12 protein-coding genes are annotated in these 13,984 nt (G+C 74.0%); 3 read left to right on the top strand and 9 right to left on the bottom strand.

Features of this window, described 5'->3' with window-relative positions; genetic code table 11:
* Nucleotides 1-27 precede the first annotated feature (27 nt).
* The 5 genes from IE295_RS01155 to IE295_RS01175 form a co-directional block, all read right to left on the bottom strand.
* Nucleotides 28-2,154: a 3-hydroxyacyl-CoA dehydrogenase NAD-binding domain-containing protein gene (locus IE295_RS01155; protein WP_190061498.1), complete on the bottom strand. Its 2,127-nt coding sequence runs from the start codon at nucleotides 2,152-2,154 to the stop codon at nucleotides 28-30.
* The gene (locus tag IE295_RS01160) at nucleotides 2,151-3,371 is read right to left on the bottom strand and encodes a thiolase family protein (RefSeq protein WP_190061499.1); all 1,221 of its coding nucleotides are present in this window, start codon (nucleotides 3,369-3,371) and stop codon (nucleotides 2,151-2,153) included. Before IE295_RS01160 ends, IE295_RS01155 begins: the two co-directional genes overlap by 4 nt.
* A gap of 213 nt (nucleotides 3,372-3,584) precedes the next feature.
* Nucleotides 3,585-4,862, bottom strand: a complete 1,278-nt coding sequence (locus IE295_RS01165; protein WP_190061500.1) for an HRDC domain-containing protein — start codon at nucleotides 4,860-4,862, stop codon at nucleotides 3,585-3,587.
* 78 nt (nucleotides 4,863-4,940) lie between these two features.
* Entirely contained in the window at nucleotides 4,941-5,600 is a 660-nt protein-coding gene (locus IE295_RS01170; protein WP_071963467.1) for a response regulator transcription factor, read from the bottom strand.
* A gap of 270 nt (nucleotides 5,601-5,870) precedes the next feature.
* Nucleotides 5,871-6,527 (bottom strand): DUF3000 domain-containing protein, encoded by a 657-nt coding sequence (locus tag IE295_RS01175; RefSeq protein ID WP_190061501.1) that lies wholly within the window; start codon nucleotides 6,525-6,527, stop codon nucleotides 5,871-5,873.
* A gap of 91 nt (nucleotides 6,528-6,618) precedes the next feature.
* Between IE295_RS01175 and hemE the strand changes: the two genes are divergently transcribed.
* On the top strand, nucleotides 6,619-7,695 hold the full coding sequence (gene hemE / locus IE295_RS01180; RefSeq protein ID WP_190061502.1) for a uroporphyrinogen decarboxylase: 1,077 nt from the start codon (nucleotides 6,619-6,621) through the stop codon (nucleotides 7,693-7,695).
* Nucleotides 7,696-7,698: 3 nt separating this feature from the next.
* On the opposite strand, the gene IE295_RS01185 is transcribed toward hemE, so the two are convergent.
* The 4 genes from IE295_RS01185 to IE295_RS01200 form a co-directional block, all read right to left on the bottom strand.
* On the bottom strand, nucleotides 7,699-9,069 hold the full coding sequence (locus tag IE295_RS01185) for an FAD-dependent oxidoreductase (protein ID WP_190061503.1): 1,371 nt from the start codon (nucleotides 9,067-9,069) through the stop codon (nucleotides 7,699-7,701).
* A gap of 37 nt (nucleotides 9,070-9,106) precedes the next feature.
* Complete coding sequence (gene pcaG, locus IE295_RS01190; protein ID WP_190061504.1) at nucleotides 9,107-9,655, bottom strand: protocatechuate 3,4-dioxygenase subunit alpha; 549 nt, start codon at nucleotides 9,653-9,655, stop codon at nucleotides 9,107-9,109.
* A 1-nt stretch (nucleotide 9,656) separates the two neighbouring features.
* Complete coding sequence (gene pcaH / locus IE295_RS01195) at nucleotides 9,657-10,400, bottom strand: protocatechuate 3,4-dioxygenase subunit beta (RefSeq protein WP_190061505.1); 744 nt, start codon at nucleotides 10,398-10,400, stop codon at nucleotides 9,657-9,659.
* Nucleotides 10,401-10,494: 94 nt separating this feature from the next.
* Nucleotides 10,495-11,688, bottom strand: a complete 1,194-nt coding sequence (locus IE295_RS01200) for a thiolase family protein (protein WP_190061506.1) — start codon at nucleotides 11,686-11,688, stop codon at nucleotides 10,495-10,497.
* A 114-nt stretch (nucleotides 11,689-11,802) separates the two neighbouring features.
* On the opposite strand from IE295_RS01200, the gene hemG reads away from it, so the two are divergent.
* On the top strand, nucleotides 11,803-13,248 hold the full coding sequence (gene hemG, locus IE295_RS01205; RefSeq protein WP_190061507.1) for a protoporphyrinogen oxidase: 1,446 nt from the start codon (nucleotides 11,803-11,805) through the stop codon (nucleotides 13,246-13,248).
* A complete protein-coding gene (gene hemQ, locus IE295_RS01210; protein WP_190061508.1) occupies nucleotides 13,241-13,954 on the top strand; it encodes a hydrogen peroxide-dependent heme synthase in 714 nt (237 codons plus the stop codon). Before hemG ends, hemQ begins: the two co-directional genes overlap by 8 nt.
* Nucleotides 13,955-13,984: the final 30 nt, after the last annotated feature.

Here is a 13,984-nt window from a genome sequence, read left to right on the forward strand (position 1 = left end):
CACCCCCTCGTGCGTTCGTTCCGTGCCTTACGCCGGGACGCTCGCCACGCCCTCGGCCAGGAAGCGGCGGCCGATGACGCGCTCGGAGACGCCCTCACGGTCCAGGTACGGCGTGATGCCGCCCAGGTGGAAGGGCCAGCCGGCGCCGGTGATCAGGCACAGGTCGATGTCCTGGGCCTCGGCGACGACGCCCTCGTCGAGCATCAGGCCGATCTCCTGCGCGACCGCGTCCAGGACGCGGGCGCGGACCTGCTCCTCGGTCAGGACGCTGTCGCCCTGCACCAGAAGGGCGGCGACCTCCGGGTCCAGCTCCGGCTTGCCGGAGTCGTAGACGTAGAAGCCGCGCTTGCCCGCCTTGACCACGGCGGCCAGGTTGGGGGAGACCGTGAAGCGGTCGGGGAAGGCGCCGTGCAGCGTCTCGGAGACGTGCAGGCCGATCGCCGGGCCGACCAGCTCCAGCAGCACCAGCGGGGACATCGGCAGACCGAGCGGCTCGACGGCCTTCTCGGCGGTGGCCACCGGGGTGCCCTCGTCGATGACGTTCTGGATCTCGCCCATGAAGCGGGTCAGGATGCGGTTGACGACGAACGCCGGGGCGTCCTTGACCAGCACCGCGGTCTTCTTCAGCTTCTTGGCGACGCCGAAGGCGGTGGCCAGCGAGGCGTCGTCCGTCTGCTCGCCGCGCACGATCTCCAGCAGCGGGAGGATCGCGACCGGGTTGAAGAAGTGGAAGCCGACGACCCGCTCGGGGTGCTTCAGCTTCGAGGCCATCTCGGTGACGGACAGCGAGGAGGTGTTGGTGGCGAGGATGGCGTGCGCCGGCACGACCGCCTCGACCTCGGCGAACACCTTCTGCTTGACGCCCATCTCCTCGAACACGGCCTCGATGACGAAGTCCGCGTCGCCGAAGGCGGCGGCCTTGTCGAGGACACCGGTCACCAGGCCCTTGAGGCGGTTGGCCTTGTCCTGGTTGATGCGGCCCTTGCCGAGCAGCTTGTCGATCTCGCCGTGGACGTAGCCGACGCCCTTGTCCACGCGCTCCTGGTCGATGTCGGTCAGCACGACCGGCACCTCGAGGCGGCGGGCGAAGAGCAGCGCGAGCTGCGAGGCCATCAGGCCGGCACCGACGACACCGACCTTGGAGACCGGGCGGGCCAGCGACTTGTCCGGGGCGCCGGCGGGGCGCTTGCCGCGCTTCTGCACCAGGTTGAAGGCGTAGATGCCGCTGCGCAGCTCGCCGCCCATGATCAGGTCCGCGAGGGCCTGGTCCTCGGCGTCGAAGCCCTGGCGCAGGTCGCCGTTCTTGGCGGCGGCGATGATGTCCAGCGCGCGGTAGGCGGCCGGGGCGGCGCCGTGCACCTTGGAGTCGGCGATGAAGCGGCCGCGCTCGACGGCCTGGTCCCAGGCCTCGCCACGGTCGACCTCGGGGCGGGCGACCTCGAGCTCGCCCTTGAGGACGGAGGCCGTCCACAGCAGCGACTGCTCGAGGAAGTCGGCACCCTCGAAGATCGCGTCGGCGATGCCCAGGTCGAAGACCTGCTTGCCGCGCAGCTGCTTGTTCTGGTTGAGCGAGTTCTCGATGATCACCGAGACCGCGCGGTCCGCGCCGATGAGGTTCGGCAGCAGGGTGCAGCCGCCCCAGCCCGGGACCAGGCCCAGGAAGACCTCGGGCAGCGAGAAGGCGGGGATCGCCTTGGAGACCGTGCGGTAGGTGCAGTGCAGGCCGACCTCGACGCCGCCGCCCATCGCGGCACCGTTGTAGTACGCGAAGGTCGGGACGGCCAGGGAGGACAGGCGCTTGAAGACGTCGTGGCCGCCCTTGCCGATGGCCAGCGCGTCCTCGTGCTTCTTCAGCAGCTCGACGCCCTTGAGGTCGGCGCCGACCGCGAAGATGAACGGCTTGCCGGTGACGCCGACGCCGGTGATCTCGCCCGCCTTCGCCTCCGCCTCGACCTGGTCGATCGCGACGTTGAGGTTGGCGAGGGACTTGGGGCCGAACGTGGTCGGCTTGGTGTGGTCGAAGCCGTTGTCCAGCGTGATGAGCGCGAAGCGCCCGGCGCCGGGGAGGTCGAGGTGGCGCACGTGCGCCTGGGTGACGACCTCGTCGGGGAACAGCTCGGCCGCGCCCTTCAGGAGCTCAGCGGTGGTGCTCACTTGTTGCCTCCGTCGAAGTGCGGGTTCTCCCAGATGACCGTGCCGCCCATGCCGAAGCCGACGCACATCGAGGTGATGCCGTAGCGGACGTGCGGCTGCTCCTCGAACTGGCGGGCCAGCTGCGTCATCAGACGCACGCCGGAGGAGGCCAGCGGGTGACCGAAGGCGATGGCGCCGCCGTACTGGTTGACGCGCGGGTCGTCGTCCGCGATGCCGTAGTGGTCCAGCAGAGAGAGCACCTGGACGGCGAAGGCCTCGTTGATCTCGAACAGACCGATGTCGTCGATCGACAGGCCGGCCTTGGCCAGGGCCTTCTCGGTCGCCGGGACCGGGCCGATGCCCATGACCTCGGGCTCGACGCCCGCGAAGGCGTAGGAGACCAGGCGCATCTTGACCGGCAGGCCCAGCTCGCGCGCCACGTCCTCGGCCGCGATCAGGGAGGCGGTGGCACCGTCGTTGAGACCGGCGGCGTTGCCCGCGGTGACCCGGCCGTGCGGACGGAAGGGGGTCTTCAGGCCGGCCAGGTTCGCCAGCGTGGTGCCCGGGCGCATCGGCTCGTCGGCGGTGGCCAGGCCCCAGCCGGTCTCGCCGCCCTCGGGCGAGGTGCGGCGGACCGAGATCGGCACCAGGTCGGCCTGGATCTTGCCGTCGGCGTAGGCCTTGGCGGCCTTCTCCTGGCTGCGGACCGCGTACTCGTCGGCGCGCTGCTTGGTGATGTGCGGCAGACGGTCGTGGAGGTTCTCCGCGGTCATGCCCATGAACAGGGCGGACTCGTCGACCAGCTTCTCCGAGACGAAGCGCGGGTTCGGGTCGACGCCCTCGCCCATGGGGTGACGGCCCATGTGCTCGACGCCGCCGGCCAGGGCGATGTCGTAGGCACCGAGGGCGACGCCGCCCGCGACGGACGTCACGGCGGTCATCGCGCCGGCGCACATGCGGTCGATGGAGTAGCCGGGGACCGACTGCGGGAGGCCCGCGAGGATGCCGGCCGTGCGGCCCAGGGTCAGGCCCTGGTCGCCGATCTGCGTCGTCGCGGCGATGGCGACCTCGTCGATCCGGGCCGGGTCGAGGTCCGGGTTGCGGCGCAGCAGCTCCCGGATGACCTTGACGACCATGTCGTCGGCGCGGGTCTCGTGGTAGATGCCCTTCGGGCCCGCCTTGCCGAACGGGGTGCGGACGCCGTCGACGAAAACGACGTCCCTAGCGGTACGAGGCACGTTGGCTCTCCTCCAGGTGCGGATCGCTGCGCGCGGGCATGCCAGATACGGCTCCGCCGCGGTGCGGGCTGACACCGTCATGCTACTTGCGGGTAACCATGCTGCCCAGACCCTTCGGCGGGAGCGGCGAAGGTCACACTCCGCAGTCGGCGCCGGGTACGCGAAAGCCCCGGCCCGCCGGGCCGGGGCTTTCGCGGGGGTCGACGGGCCGGGTCAGGCCGCGGTCTCCGCGAGGGCCTTCACCAGAACCGGAGTGACCTGCTCCACCTGCCACGCCCGCGCACCGTGCGCGAAGAGGATCTCCGCGACGGTGTCCGGGGTCGCCACCTTCGGCGGCTCCCAGCACAGCCGGCGGACCGTGTCCGGGGTGATCAGGTTCTCCTGGGGCATGGTGAGCCGCTCGGCGAGCTCCGAGACCGCCGCGCGCGCGGCGGTCAGGCGGGCGGCGGCCACCGGGTCCTTGTCCGCCCAGGCGCGCGGCGGGGGCGGGCCGGTCAGGGGCTGGCCGGGCTGCGGCAGTTCCGCCTCGGGGAGCGCCTTGGCGCGCTCGACCGCGGACTGCCACTGCTCGAGCTGCTTGCGGCTCATCCGGTTCCCGAAGCCGGGCAGGGCGGCGAGCGCGTGGGCGTTCGGCGGCATGTTCAGGGCGGCCTCGACGATCGCGCCGTCGCCGAGCACCTTGCCGGGCGAGACGTCGCGGCGCTGGGCGATGAGGTCGCGCGCGGTCCACAGCTCGCGCACCACGGCCATCTGGCGGCGCCGGCGCACCTTGTGCATCCCGGAGGTGCGGCGCCAGGGGTCCTTGCGGGGCGGGGCCGGCGGCGCGGAGGCGATGGCGTCGAACTCCTGGCGGGCCCACTCGAGCTTGCCCTGCCGGTCCAGCTCCTCCTCCAGCGCGTCGCGCAGGTCGACCAGCAGCTCCACGTCCAGTGCGGCGTAGCGCAGCCACGGCTCCGGCAGCGGGCGGGTGGACCAGTCGACGGCGGAGTGGCCCTTCTCCAGGGCGTAGCCCAGGACGTTCTCGACCATGGCGCCGAGCCCCACGCGGGCGAAGCCCGCGAGCCGTCCCGCCAGCTCCGTGTCGAAGAGCCGCGTCGGCGTCATCCCTATCTCGCGCAGGCAGGGCAGGTCCTGCGTGGCGGCGTGCAGCACCCACTCGGCGTCGGCGACGGCCTTGCCGAGGGTGGACAGGTCGGGGCAGCCCACCGGGTCGACGAGCGCGGTCCCGGCGCCCTCGCGGCGCAGCTGGACGAGGTAGGCGCGCTGGCCGTAGCGGTAGCCGGAGGCGCGCTCGGCGTCGACGGCGACGGGGCCGGTGCCCGCGGCGAAGGCCGCGACCACGGCGGCCAGGGCGTCGGCGTCGGCGACGACCGGGGGGATTCCCTCGTGCGGCTCCAGCAGGGGGATCGGCGCCGAATCGACGTCGTCCGGGGGGCCGCCCCCGGTGGTTCGCAGTGCAGTGTCTTCTGCGGTCTCTTGGGCGTCGGTCACCGCTCAAGGGTATCCGTGGATGGCAAGCGCCCGTCGCCGGAACGTTCCGGCGACGGGCGCGGCGCGCCGGGGAGGCGGTCAGTGGATGATGCCGGTGCGCAGCGCCACCGCCACCATCCCGGCCCGGTCGCCCGTGCCGAGCTTGCGCGCGATGCGGGCGAGGTGGCTCTTGACGGTGAGCGCCGACAGGCCCATGGAGACGCCGATGGCCTTGTTGGACTGGCCCTCCGCAACCAGCCGCAGGACCTCGACCTCGCGTCCGGACAGTTCGCGGTAGCCGCCGGGGTGGCCGGGGGCGCCGGGCGGGCGCCGCTGCATCCGGGCGGCGGCGGAGCCGATGGGGGCGGCACCGGGGCGGCCGGGGACGCCGAGGTTCGTGCGGGTGCCGGTGACGACGTAGCCTTTGACGCCGCCCGCGAGGGCGTTGCGCACCGCGCCGATGTCGTCGGCGGCGGAGAGGGCCAGGCCGTTGGGCCAGCCCGCGGCGCGGGTCTCGGAGAGAAGGGTCAGGCCGGATCCGTCCGGAAGGTGGACGTCGGCCACGCAGATGTCGCGCGGGCTGCCGATGCGCGGCCGGGCCTCCGCGATGGACGACGCCTCGATCACGTCGCGCACTCCCAGCGCCCACAGGTGGCGGGTGACGGTGGAGCGGACCCGGGGGTCGGCGACGACGACCATGGCGGTCGGTTTGTTCGGGCGGTAGGCGAGGCTAGCGGGTTGCTCGAGGAGTACGGACACCAGGCCTCCAGTTGGGGGAGTGGCGGGGACGGGTGCCGACTTGGGGATAAGCCGGGGCGATCCGTATGGGAAGGGTCACAAGGTCCTTCGGCAGCGAAACGGTCCGGCTTTAGGGAATGATCACGAATTGATGAGTAACAATTCGGGCAATTCAGACGGTTGACCGATCAACTTGCTTCGCGTTGCGACACGGATCCGCAGTTCAGCGGCGCGCGGCGGCGTACATCGTCGGTACATCGCCGTACGAGGGGGGAGGAGCGGGGGCGCGGCTCAGCGGCTGTGCGGACCCCGACGCTGCGGCAGCGTCACGATGCCCGCCTCGGGCGCGCCGCCCGGCGGCAGCCCCGCGATCTGGCACAGCAGGTCGCACCACGCCGACAGGTGGGCCGCCGTGTCCGGCACGCCCGTGGCCCCCGGCCCCGCGGGCGGGACCGCCGGCGACCACGACGCCCGGATCTCGATCCGCGTCGAGGGCTCCCGCTCGCGCAGCCCGCCGAAGTAGTGGGAGCCCGCCCGCGTCACCGTGCCGCTGATCGCCGCGTACGGCACCCGGCGCGCCTCCAGCGCACCCGTGAGCCAGGACCAGCACACCTCCGGCAGCAGCGGGTCCGCCGCCATCTCCGGCTCCAGCTCCGCGTGCACCAGCGTCACCATGCGGAACGTACCGCCCCACGCGTCATGCCCCGCCGGGTCGTGCAGCAGGATCAGCCGCCCGTCCGCCAGCTCCTCGTCGTCCACGACGACCGCCGCCTCCAGGGCGTAGGAGTACGGGGCCAGCCGCTGGGGCGGCGGGGTGGCGTCCAGCTCGATCTCGGGCCGCAGGCGCACCCCTTGCAGCCCCGCGACCGCCTGCCGGAAGACGGACGGGGTGCCCTCCCCATCCGCGTCGTCCGGACCGTCCGAGAGGTGTCCCTGCGCCGCAGCCATGCCCGGAAGACTAGGCGGAACCACCCCCGGTTCCGGGTAGGGACACCCACACGGGCGGGTCACTCGTTCGGCCCGTGCGAAGATTTGGGGCATGAGTGAGCGCAGCCAGCAGCAGACGGGCCGCACCGCGGCACACGACGCGGTCCACGATTCGGCGTTCCTGAGGGCCTGCCGCCGCGAACCCGTCCCGCACACCCCGGTCTGGTTCATGCGGCAGGCGGGGCGCTCGCTGCCCGAGTACCGCAAGGTCCGCGAGGGCATCCCCATGCTCGAGTCCTGCATGCGGCCCGACCTCGTCACCGAGATCACCCTGCAGCCGGTGCGCCGCCACGGCGTCGACGCCGCCATCTTCTTCAGCGACATCGTGGTGCCGCTCAAGGCCATCGGCGTCGACCTCGACATCAAGCCCGGCGTCGGCCCCGTCGTCGCCGAGCCCGTGCGCACCCGCGCCGACCTCGAGCGGCTGCGCCCCCTCGACCCCACCGACGTCCCCTACGTCACCGAAGCCATCGGCATGCTCACCGCCGAGCTGGGCGCCACCCCGCTCATCGGCTTCGCCGGCGCGCCGTTCACGCTGGCCAGCTACCTCATCGAGGGCGGCCCGTCGCGGACGTACGAGAACACCAAGGCCATGATGTACGGCGACCCCGAGCTGTGGGCCGACCTCGTCGACCGCCTCGCCGGCATCACCTCCGCGTTCCTGCGCGTCCAGATCGAGGCCGGCGCGAGCGCCGTCCAGCTCTTCGACTCCTGGGCCGGCGCCCTGGCCCCGGCCGACTACCGCCGCTACGTCATGCCGGCCTCCCGCAAGGTCTTCGACTCCGTCGCGGGCTACGGCGTGCCGCGCATCCACTTCGGCGTCGGCACCGGCGAGCTGCTCGGCCTGATGGGCGAGGCCGGCGCGGACGTCGTCGGCGTCGACTGGCGCGTCCCCCTGGACGAGGCCGCCCGCCGCGTCGGCCCCGGCAAGGCGCTGCAGGGCAACCTCGACCCGACCGTCCTGTTCGCCCCGCGCGAGGCGGTGCGCGCCAAGACCGACGAGGTCCTGGCGGCGGCGAGCGGCCTCGAGGGCCACGTCTTCAACCTCGGCCACGGCGTGATGCCGACGACCGACCCGGACGCGCTCACCCACCTCGTCGAGTACGTCCACGAGCGCTCGGCGCGCTAGGGCCTAGCGGATCGCGGTGGCCGCCTTCCGGGCGGCCACCAGCACCGGATCCCACACGGGCGAGAACGGCGGCGCGTACCCGAGGTCCAGCGCCGTCATCTGCTCCACCGTCATCCGCGCGGTGAGCGCGACCGCCGCGACGTCCACCCGCTTCGCCGCGCCCTCCCGCCCCACGATCTGCACGCCCAGCAGCCGGCCCGTGCCCCGCTCGGCCAGCATCTTCACCGTCATCGGGCGGGCGTCCGGGTAGTAACCCGCCCGGCTCGTCGACTCGATCGTCGCCGTCACGAAGCGCAGGCCCACCGCGCGGGCGTCCTTCTCGCGCAGCCCCGTGCGGGCGATCTCCAGGTCGCACACCTTGCTGACGGCCGTCCCCACCACGCCCGGGAACGTGGCGTACCCACCGCCCACGTTGGTGCCGATCACCTGGCCGTGCTTGTTGGCGTGGGTGCCCAGCGCGATGTGCCGGGTGCGCCCCGACACCAGGTCGAGGACCTCCACGCAGTCACCCCCCGCCCAGATGTTCCCCTGCCCGCGCACCCGCATCGCCAGGTCCGTCAGCAGCCCGCCCGACTCGCCGAGCGGCAGCCCCGCCGCCGCGGCGAGCGACGTCTCGGGACGCACGCCCAGGCCGAGGACGACCACGTCGGCGGGGACGTCCCCCGCTTCCGTCGCCACCCCCACGGCCTCGCCGTCCGCTCCGGTGTGAATGCCCGTCACGGACGTGTCCGTGACCACCTCGATGCCCATCCCGCACATCGCCTCGCGGACCAGCGCGCCCATGTCCGGATCCAGCGTCGCCATCGGCTGCGCCGAACGCTCCACGACCGTCACCGCGCAGCCCCGCCGGACGAGGGCCTCCGCCATCTCCACGCCGATGTACCCGGCGCCGATCACCACCGCGCGGCGGCCCGCCGTCCGTTCCAGGCCCTCCAGCAGCGCCCGCCCGTCCTCGAGGTTCTGCACCCCGTACACCCCGCGCGCCTCGATGCCCTCGAGCGGCGGGCGCACCGGCCGGGCGCCCGTGGCCAGGACCAGGTCGTCGAAGCCGTGCCAGGACTCCTGGCCCGACGTCAGGTCCCGGGCCCGCACCCGCTGTCCGTCCACGTCGAGCTCGGTCACCTCGGTGACCATGCGCACGTCGATGCCGCGCTCGCGGTGCGCCTCGGGCGTCCGGGCGACGAGCGCCTCGGGGCCGTCGACCACGCCGCCGGTCCAGTAGGGGATGCCGCAGGCGGAGTACGAGGTGAAGCGGCCGCGCTCGAACGCGGTGATCGCCAGCTGCTCCCGGTCCCGCAGCCTGCGGGCCCGGGACGCGGCCGACATGCCCGCCGCGTCGCCCCCGACGACCACCATCCGCCGCTGCCCGGCCATCGCGCCTCCCGTCGACCCACCTCTCGTGCGGCTCACGCTACGGGGCCCCGCCGAAGTGGAGGAACACCGTCTCCGCGTGGTGCTCGTCCCCCTGGAGGCGGACGTCGAAGCGGTACGAGCGCGGCCGCGCCGCGTCGTGGGCGGCCAGCAGCGTGGCGCGCCGCTCGGCCGGCAGCGCGGCCAGCAGCGGGTCGTCCCCGGGCGGGCGGACGTAGACGCGGGTGAAGAGGTGGTGGGGCAGCCCGCGGGCGAAGAGGCACAGCGCCAGGTAGGGCGCCCCGCCCGGCAGCAGGGTGCGCAGCGCGTAGTGGCCGTCCTCGCCGGTGGACACGCGTGCGAAGCCGGTGAAGGCGTCCCCGTCACGGCGCGGGCCGGCGGCGGCACCGGCCGGCGAGCCGTCCGGCGCGGCCTGCCAGAACTCCAGCAGCGCGTCCGGCACCGGCGCGCCCGGGCCGTCGAGGACGTACCCGTGCAGGGTGACCGCGTCGGGGTGGCCGGCGGGGGCGAGGTCGGCGCCGCCGGGGAAGGGCAGGGCCATGGCGAAGTAGGGCCCGATGGTCTGGGAGGGCGTGGGGGCCAGCGGCATGTCAGCGGCCCCCCTGCGCGGGGACGGACGCGGGGGCCGTCCAGGTGGCGGCCGGACCGTCCAGAACGATGTCCCAGTGGTAGCCGAGCGAGAGCTCCGGTTCGTTCAGGTCGGGGTCGTAGACGGCGACCAGCCGGCGCCGGGCGTCCGGGTCGGGGAGGGCGTTGCGGATGGCGTCGTAGGGCAGCAGCGGGTCGTTCGGGAAGTACATCTGGGTCACCAGGCGCTGGGTGAAGGCCGTGCCGAACAGGGAGAAGTGCAGGTGGGCGGGGCGCCAGGCGTGGGGGTGGGAGGCCCAGGGGTAGGCGCCGGGCCGGATGGTGGTGAAGCGGTAGCGGCCGCTGTCGTCGGTCAGGCACCGGCCGGTGCCCGTGAAGTTGGGGTCGAGCGGGGCCCGGCGGTCGTCGAGGCGGTGGGCGTAGCGGCCGGCGGCGTTGGCCTGCCACAGCTCCACCAGCTGGCCGCGCACCGGACGGCCCCTGCCGTCCAGGACCCGGCCGCTGACGGTGATGCGCTCGCCCAGCGGCTCGCCCGGGTGCTGCCGCGTCAGGTCCGCGTCGAACGGGCCGACGTCACGGGTGCCGAAGAGCGGGCCGGCCAGCTCGACCGCGCCGGGGGCGAGGACGACCGGCACCGGTGGCTGCCGGGGTCTGCGCTCGACGACGCCGACGTACGCCGGCGCCTCGCCGAAGCCGTCCACACGCCGGGTCTCTCGCCGTTCCCGTGCCGGTCCGTTCGCTGCCATGGCCTTGCCCTACCCCGGTCCGGCACCCGTGATCCCCGCCCGGACGGCCGTTATCGGTCAGGCTCGCCGGGGCGCGGCCGGCCGGGGCGGGCGGTCAGCGCTCGAGGACGAGGGCCTGGCCCTGACCGACGCCGATGCACAGCGCCGCCATCCCCGTGCCCGACCCGGCGGCCGCCAGCTGGTGGGCGACCGAGCCCGCCAGCCGGGCCCCGGAGCAGCCCAGCGGGTGGCCGATCGCGATCGCCCCGCCGCGCGGGTTGACGACGTCCGGGTCGAGCTCCGGCCACTCGGCCAGGCAGCCCAGCGCCTGCGCGGCGAAGGCCTCGTTGAGCTCGAGGACCGCGAGGTCGGCGAAGGTGCGGCCGGCCGCGGCCAGCGCCCGCCGCGCCGCCTCCACGGGACCGAGCCCGTAGAGGTCCGGCTCGATGCCGGTGACGGCCGACGCCCGCACGCGGGCCAGCGGCTCCCGGCCCGTGGCCGCGAGGCCCGCCTCGTCGCACAGCAGCAGGGCCGCGGCGCCGTCGTTCAGCGGCGAGGAATTGCCCGCGGTGACCGTGCCGCCGTCCATGCGGAACGCGGGCTGCAGCGCGGACAGCGCCTCGAGGGAGGTGCTGTCGCGGATGCACTCGTCGCGGGTCAGGTCCACCCCGGGCAGCGGCACGACCTCGCCGTCGTAGGCCCCCTCCTTCCAGGCCCGCGCGGCCTTCTCGTGGCTGGCCAGCGCGAACGCGTCCTGGCTCGCCCGGGTGATGCCGTGCCTGTCGGCGATGCGCTCCGCGCCCTCGCCGAGGGAGACGGTCCAGCGCGGGGGCATCCGCGGGTTCGTCATCCGCCAGCCGAGCGTGGTCGAGTACATCTCCTGGGGGCCCGCGGGGAAGGCCCGGTCGGGCTTGCGCATCACCCAGGGGGCGCGGCTCATCGACTCCACGCCGCCCGCGATCACCACGGAGGCGTCGCCGACCGCGATGGCGCGGTAGGCCTGGACGACCGCCTCCAGGCCCGAGGCGCACAGCCGGTTGACGGTCGCACCCGGCACGGTCACCGGCAGCCCGGCCAGCAGCACGGCCATGCGGGCCACGTCGCGGTTCTCCTCGCCGGCGCCGTTGGCGTTGCCGAGCACCACGTCGTCGACGCGGGCCGGGTCCAGGGCGGGCGAGCGGTCGACCAGCGCCCGTACGACGTGGGCCGCGAGGTCGTCGGGACGTACGCGGGAGAGGGCGCCGCCGTACTTGCCGACCGGGGTGCGGACGGCGTCGACGATGTACACATCCCGGATGCGGTCGTTCATGGGGTCTCCGTCAACGTTCGGGTGATCGTGTGCGCGCGAGTCTTCGGCCGGGCGCCCGGCGGTGTCAATGGGGTGGCCCCGAGAGGGCCGACGGCGGTCTGAGACAGTGGGGCCATGAGTTCAGCGCACTCTCCCTCGCGGCACGTGGTGGTCATCGGCGGCGGCATCTCGGGGCTGGCGGCGGCCCACCGGCTGCTGGAGGGCGGTGCGCGGGTGACGGTCCTGGAGGCGTCGGACCGCGTCGGCGGCAAGCTGTACGCCGGGGGGATCGCGGGCATGCCCGTGGACCTGGGGGCCGAGTCGATGCTGGCGCGGCGGCCCGAGGCCGTGGGCCTGGCCCGTGCCGTCGGGCTCGGCGACCGGCTGCAACCGCCGGCCACCGCCACGGCGGGCATCTGGTCGCGCGGCGGTCTGCGCCCCATGCCCAAGGGGCACATGATGGGCGTGCCCGGAGACCTCGCCCCCCTGGCCGCGTCCGGGGTCCTCTCCGACGAGGGCGTCGCCCGGGTCGCCCGGGACGCCGAGCTGCCGCGCACCGAGGTCGGCGACGACGTCGCCATCGGTGAGTACGTGGCCGCGCGGATGGGCCGCGAGGTCGTCGACCGGCTGGTGGAGCCCCTGCTCGGCGGCGTGTACGCGGGCGACCCGTACCGGATCTCGATGCGGGCGGCGGTCCCGCAGCTCTTCGAGATCGCCCGCACGCACCGCTCGCTCATCGAGGGCGTGCGCGAGGCCCAGGCGCGCGCCGCCGCGCGGCCGGCGGCCGACGGCCCGGTCTTCATGGGCCTCGACGGCGGCATCGGCACGCTGCCGCTCGCCGTCGCGGACGCGGTGCGCGCGGCCGGCGGGGCCGTCCGCACCGGCGCCGAGGTCACCGGGCTCGCCCGTGGCACGGACGGCTGGAGCGTCGCCCTGGGCGGGGAGACGCTGACGGCCGACGCCGTCGTCGTCGCCGCCCCGGCCGGGCACACGGCCCGTCTGCTCGCCCCCCACGCCCGGGCGGCCGCCGACGAGCTGGCGGCGGTCGAGTACGCCTCCATGGCCCTGGTGACCATGGCCTTCCGCCGGGACGACGTCGAGGGGCTGCCCGCAGGCAGCGGCTTCCTCGTGCCGCCCGTCGACGGCCGGAAGATCAAGGCCTCCACGTTCTCCAGCAACAAGTGGCGCTGGAACGCGGACGCCGACCCGGACCTCTTCGTCCTGCGTACCTCGATCGGGCGGTTCGGCGACGAGGGCGACCTGGAGCGCGAGGACGCCGAGCTGGTGGCGATGTCCCTCAAGGACCTCGGCGAGGCCGTGGGCCTCGGCGCCACGCCGGTGGAGACGCGCGTCACCCGCTGGCACCAGGGGCTGCCGCAGTACCCGGTGGGCCACCTCGACCGGGTCGCCCGCATCCGCGAGCACGTCGCGCGCCTGCCGGGGCTGCGCGTCTGCGGCGCCGCCTACGACGGCGTGGGCATCCCGGCCTGCGTCTCGAGCGCGCACCGGGCGGCCGACGAGCTTCTCGCGACCCTGGCCGAGGGCGCGGGGGACGGCAGGGGAGAATGGAGACATGACTGACGCGCAGAAGACCCCGAACGCCGGCAAGAAGGCCAAGGACCTCAACGAGGTCATCCGCTACACCCTCTGGTCGGTGTTCAAGCTGCGCGACGTGCTGCCGCAGGACCGCGCCGGCTGGGCCGACGAGGTCGAGGAGCTCTTCGCCCAGCTCGCCGAGAAGGACGTCACCGTCCGCGGCACCTACGACCTGTCCGGCCTGCGGGCCGACGCCGACGTGATGATCTGGTGGCACTCCGAGACCTCGGACGCCCTCCAGGACGCGTACAACCGCTTCCGCCGCACCCGGCTGGGCCGCGCGCTGGAGCCGGTGTGGTCGAACATGGCCCTGCACCGCCCCGCCGAGTTCAACAAGTCGCACATCCCGGCCTTCCTCGCCGACGAGACGCCGCGCGACTACGTCAGCGTCTACCCCTTCGTGCGCTCGTACGACTGGTACCTGCTGCCCGACGAGGACCGCCGCCGCATGCTCGCCGACCACGGCAAGATGGCCCGCGGCTACCCCGACGTCCGGGCCAACACGGTCGCCTCGTTCTCGCTGGGCGACTACGAGTGGATCCTGGCCTTCGAGGCCAACGACCTCTACCGCATCGTCGACCTCATGCGGCACCTCCGCGCCTCCGAGGCACGCATGCACGTCCGCGAAGAGGTGCCGTTCTACACCGGTCGCCGCAAGGCCGTGGCGGACCTGGTGGCCGGGCTCGCCTGACGCGGACCCGGTGGCGGGGCTCTCCTGAGC

It is taken from the genome of Streptomyces griseocarneus, from assembly GCF_014655595.1.
Lineage (GTDB): Bacteria > Actinomycetota > Actinomycetes > Streptomycetales > Streptomycetaceae > Streptomyces > Streptomyces griseocarneus.

Excerpts from the sequence above, each read along its gene's own strand:
- IE295_RS01175 (WP_190061501.1), bottom strand. The coding sequence starts at position 6,527 with ATGGCTGCGGCGCAGGGACACCTCTCGGACGGTCCGGACGACGCGGAT.
- hemE (WP_190061502.1), top strand. The coding sequence starts at position 6,619 with ATGAGTGAGCGCAGCCAGCAGCAGACGGGCCGCACCGCGGCACACGAC.
- IE295_RS01185 (WP_190061503.1), bottom strand. The coding sequence starts at position 9,069 with ATGGCCGGGCAGCGGCGGATGGTGGTCGTCGGGGGCGACGCGGCGGGC.
- pcaG (WP_190061504.1), bottom strand. The coding sequence starts at position 9,655 with ATGCCGCTGGCCCCCACGCCCTCCCAGACCATCGGGCCCTACTTCGCC.
- pcaH (WP_190061505.1), bottom strand. The coding sequence starts at position 10,400 with ATGGCAGCGAACGGACCGGCACGGGAACGGCGAGAGACCCGGCGTGTG.
- IE295_RS01200 (WP_190061506.1), bottom strand. The coding sequence starts at position 11,688 with ATGAACGACCGCATCCGGGATGTGTACATCGTCGACGCCGTCCGCACC.
- hemG (WP_190061507.1), top strand. The coding sequence starts at position 11,803 with ATGAGTTCAGCGCACTCTCCCTCGCGGCACGTGGTGGTCATCGGCGGC.
- hemQ (WP_190061508.1), top strand. The coding sequence starts at position 13,241 with ATGACTGACGCGCAGAAGACCCCGAACGCCGGCAAGAAGGCCAAGGAC.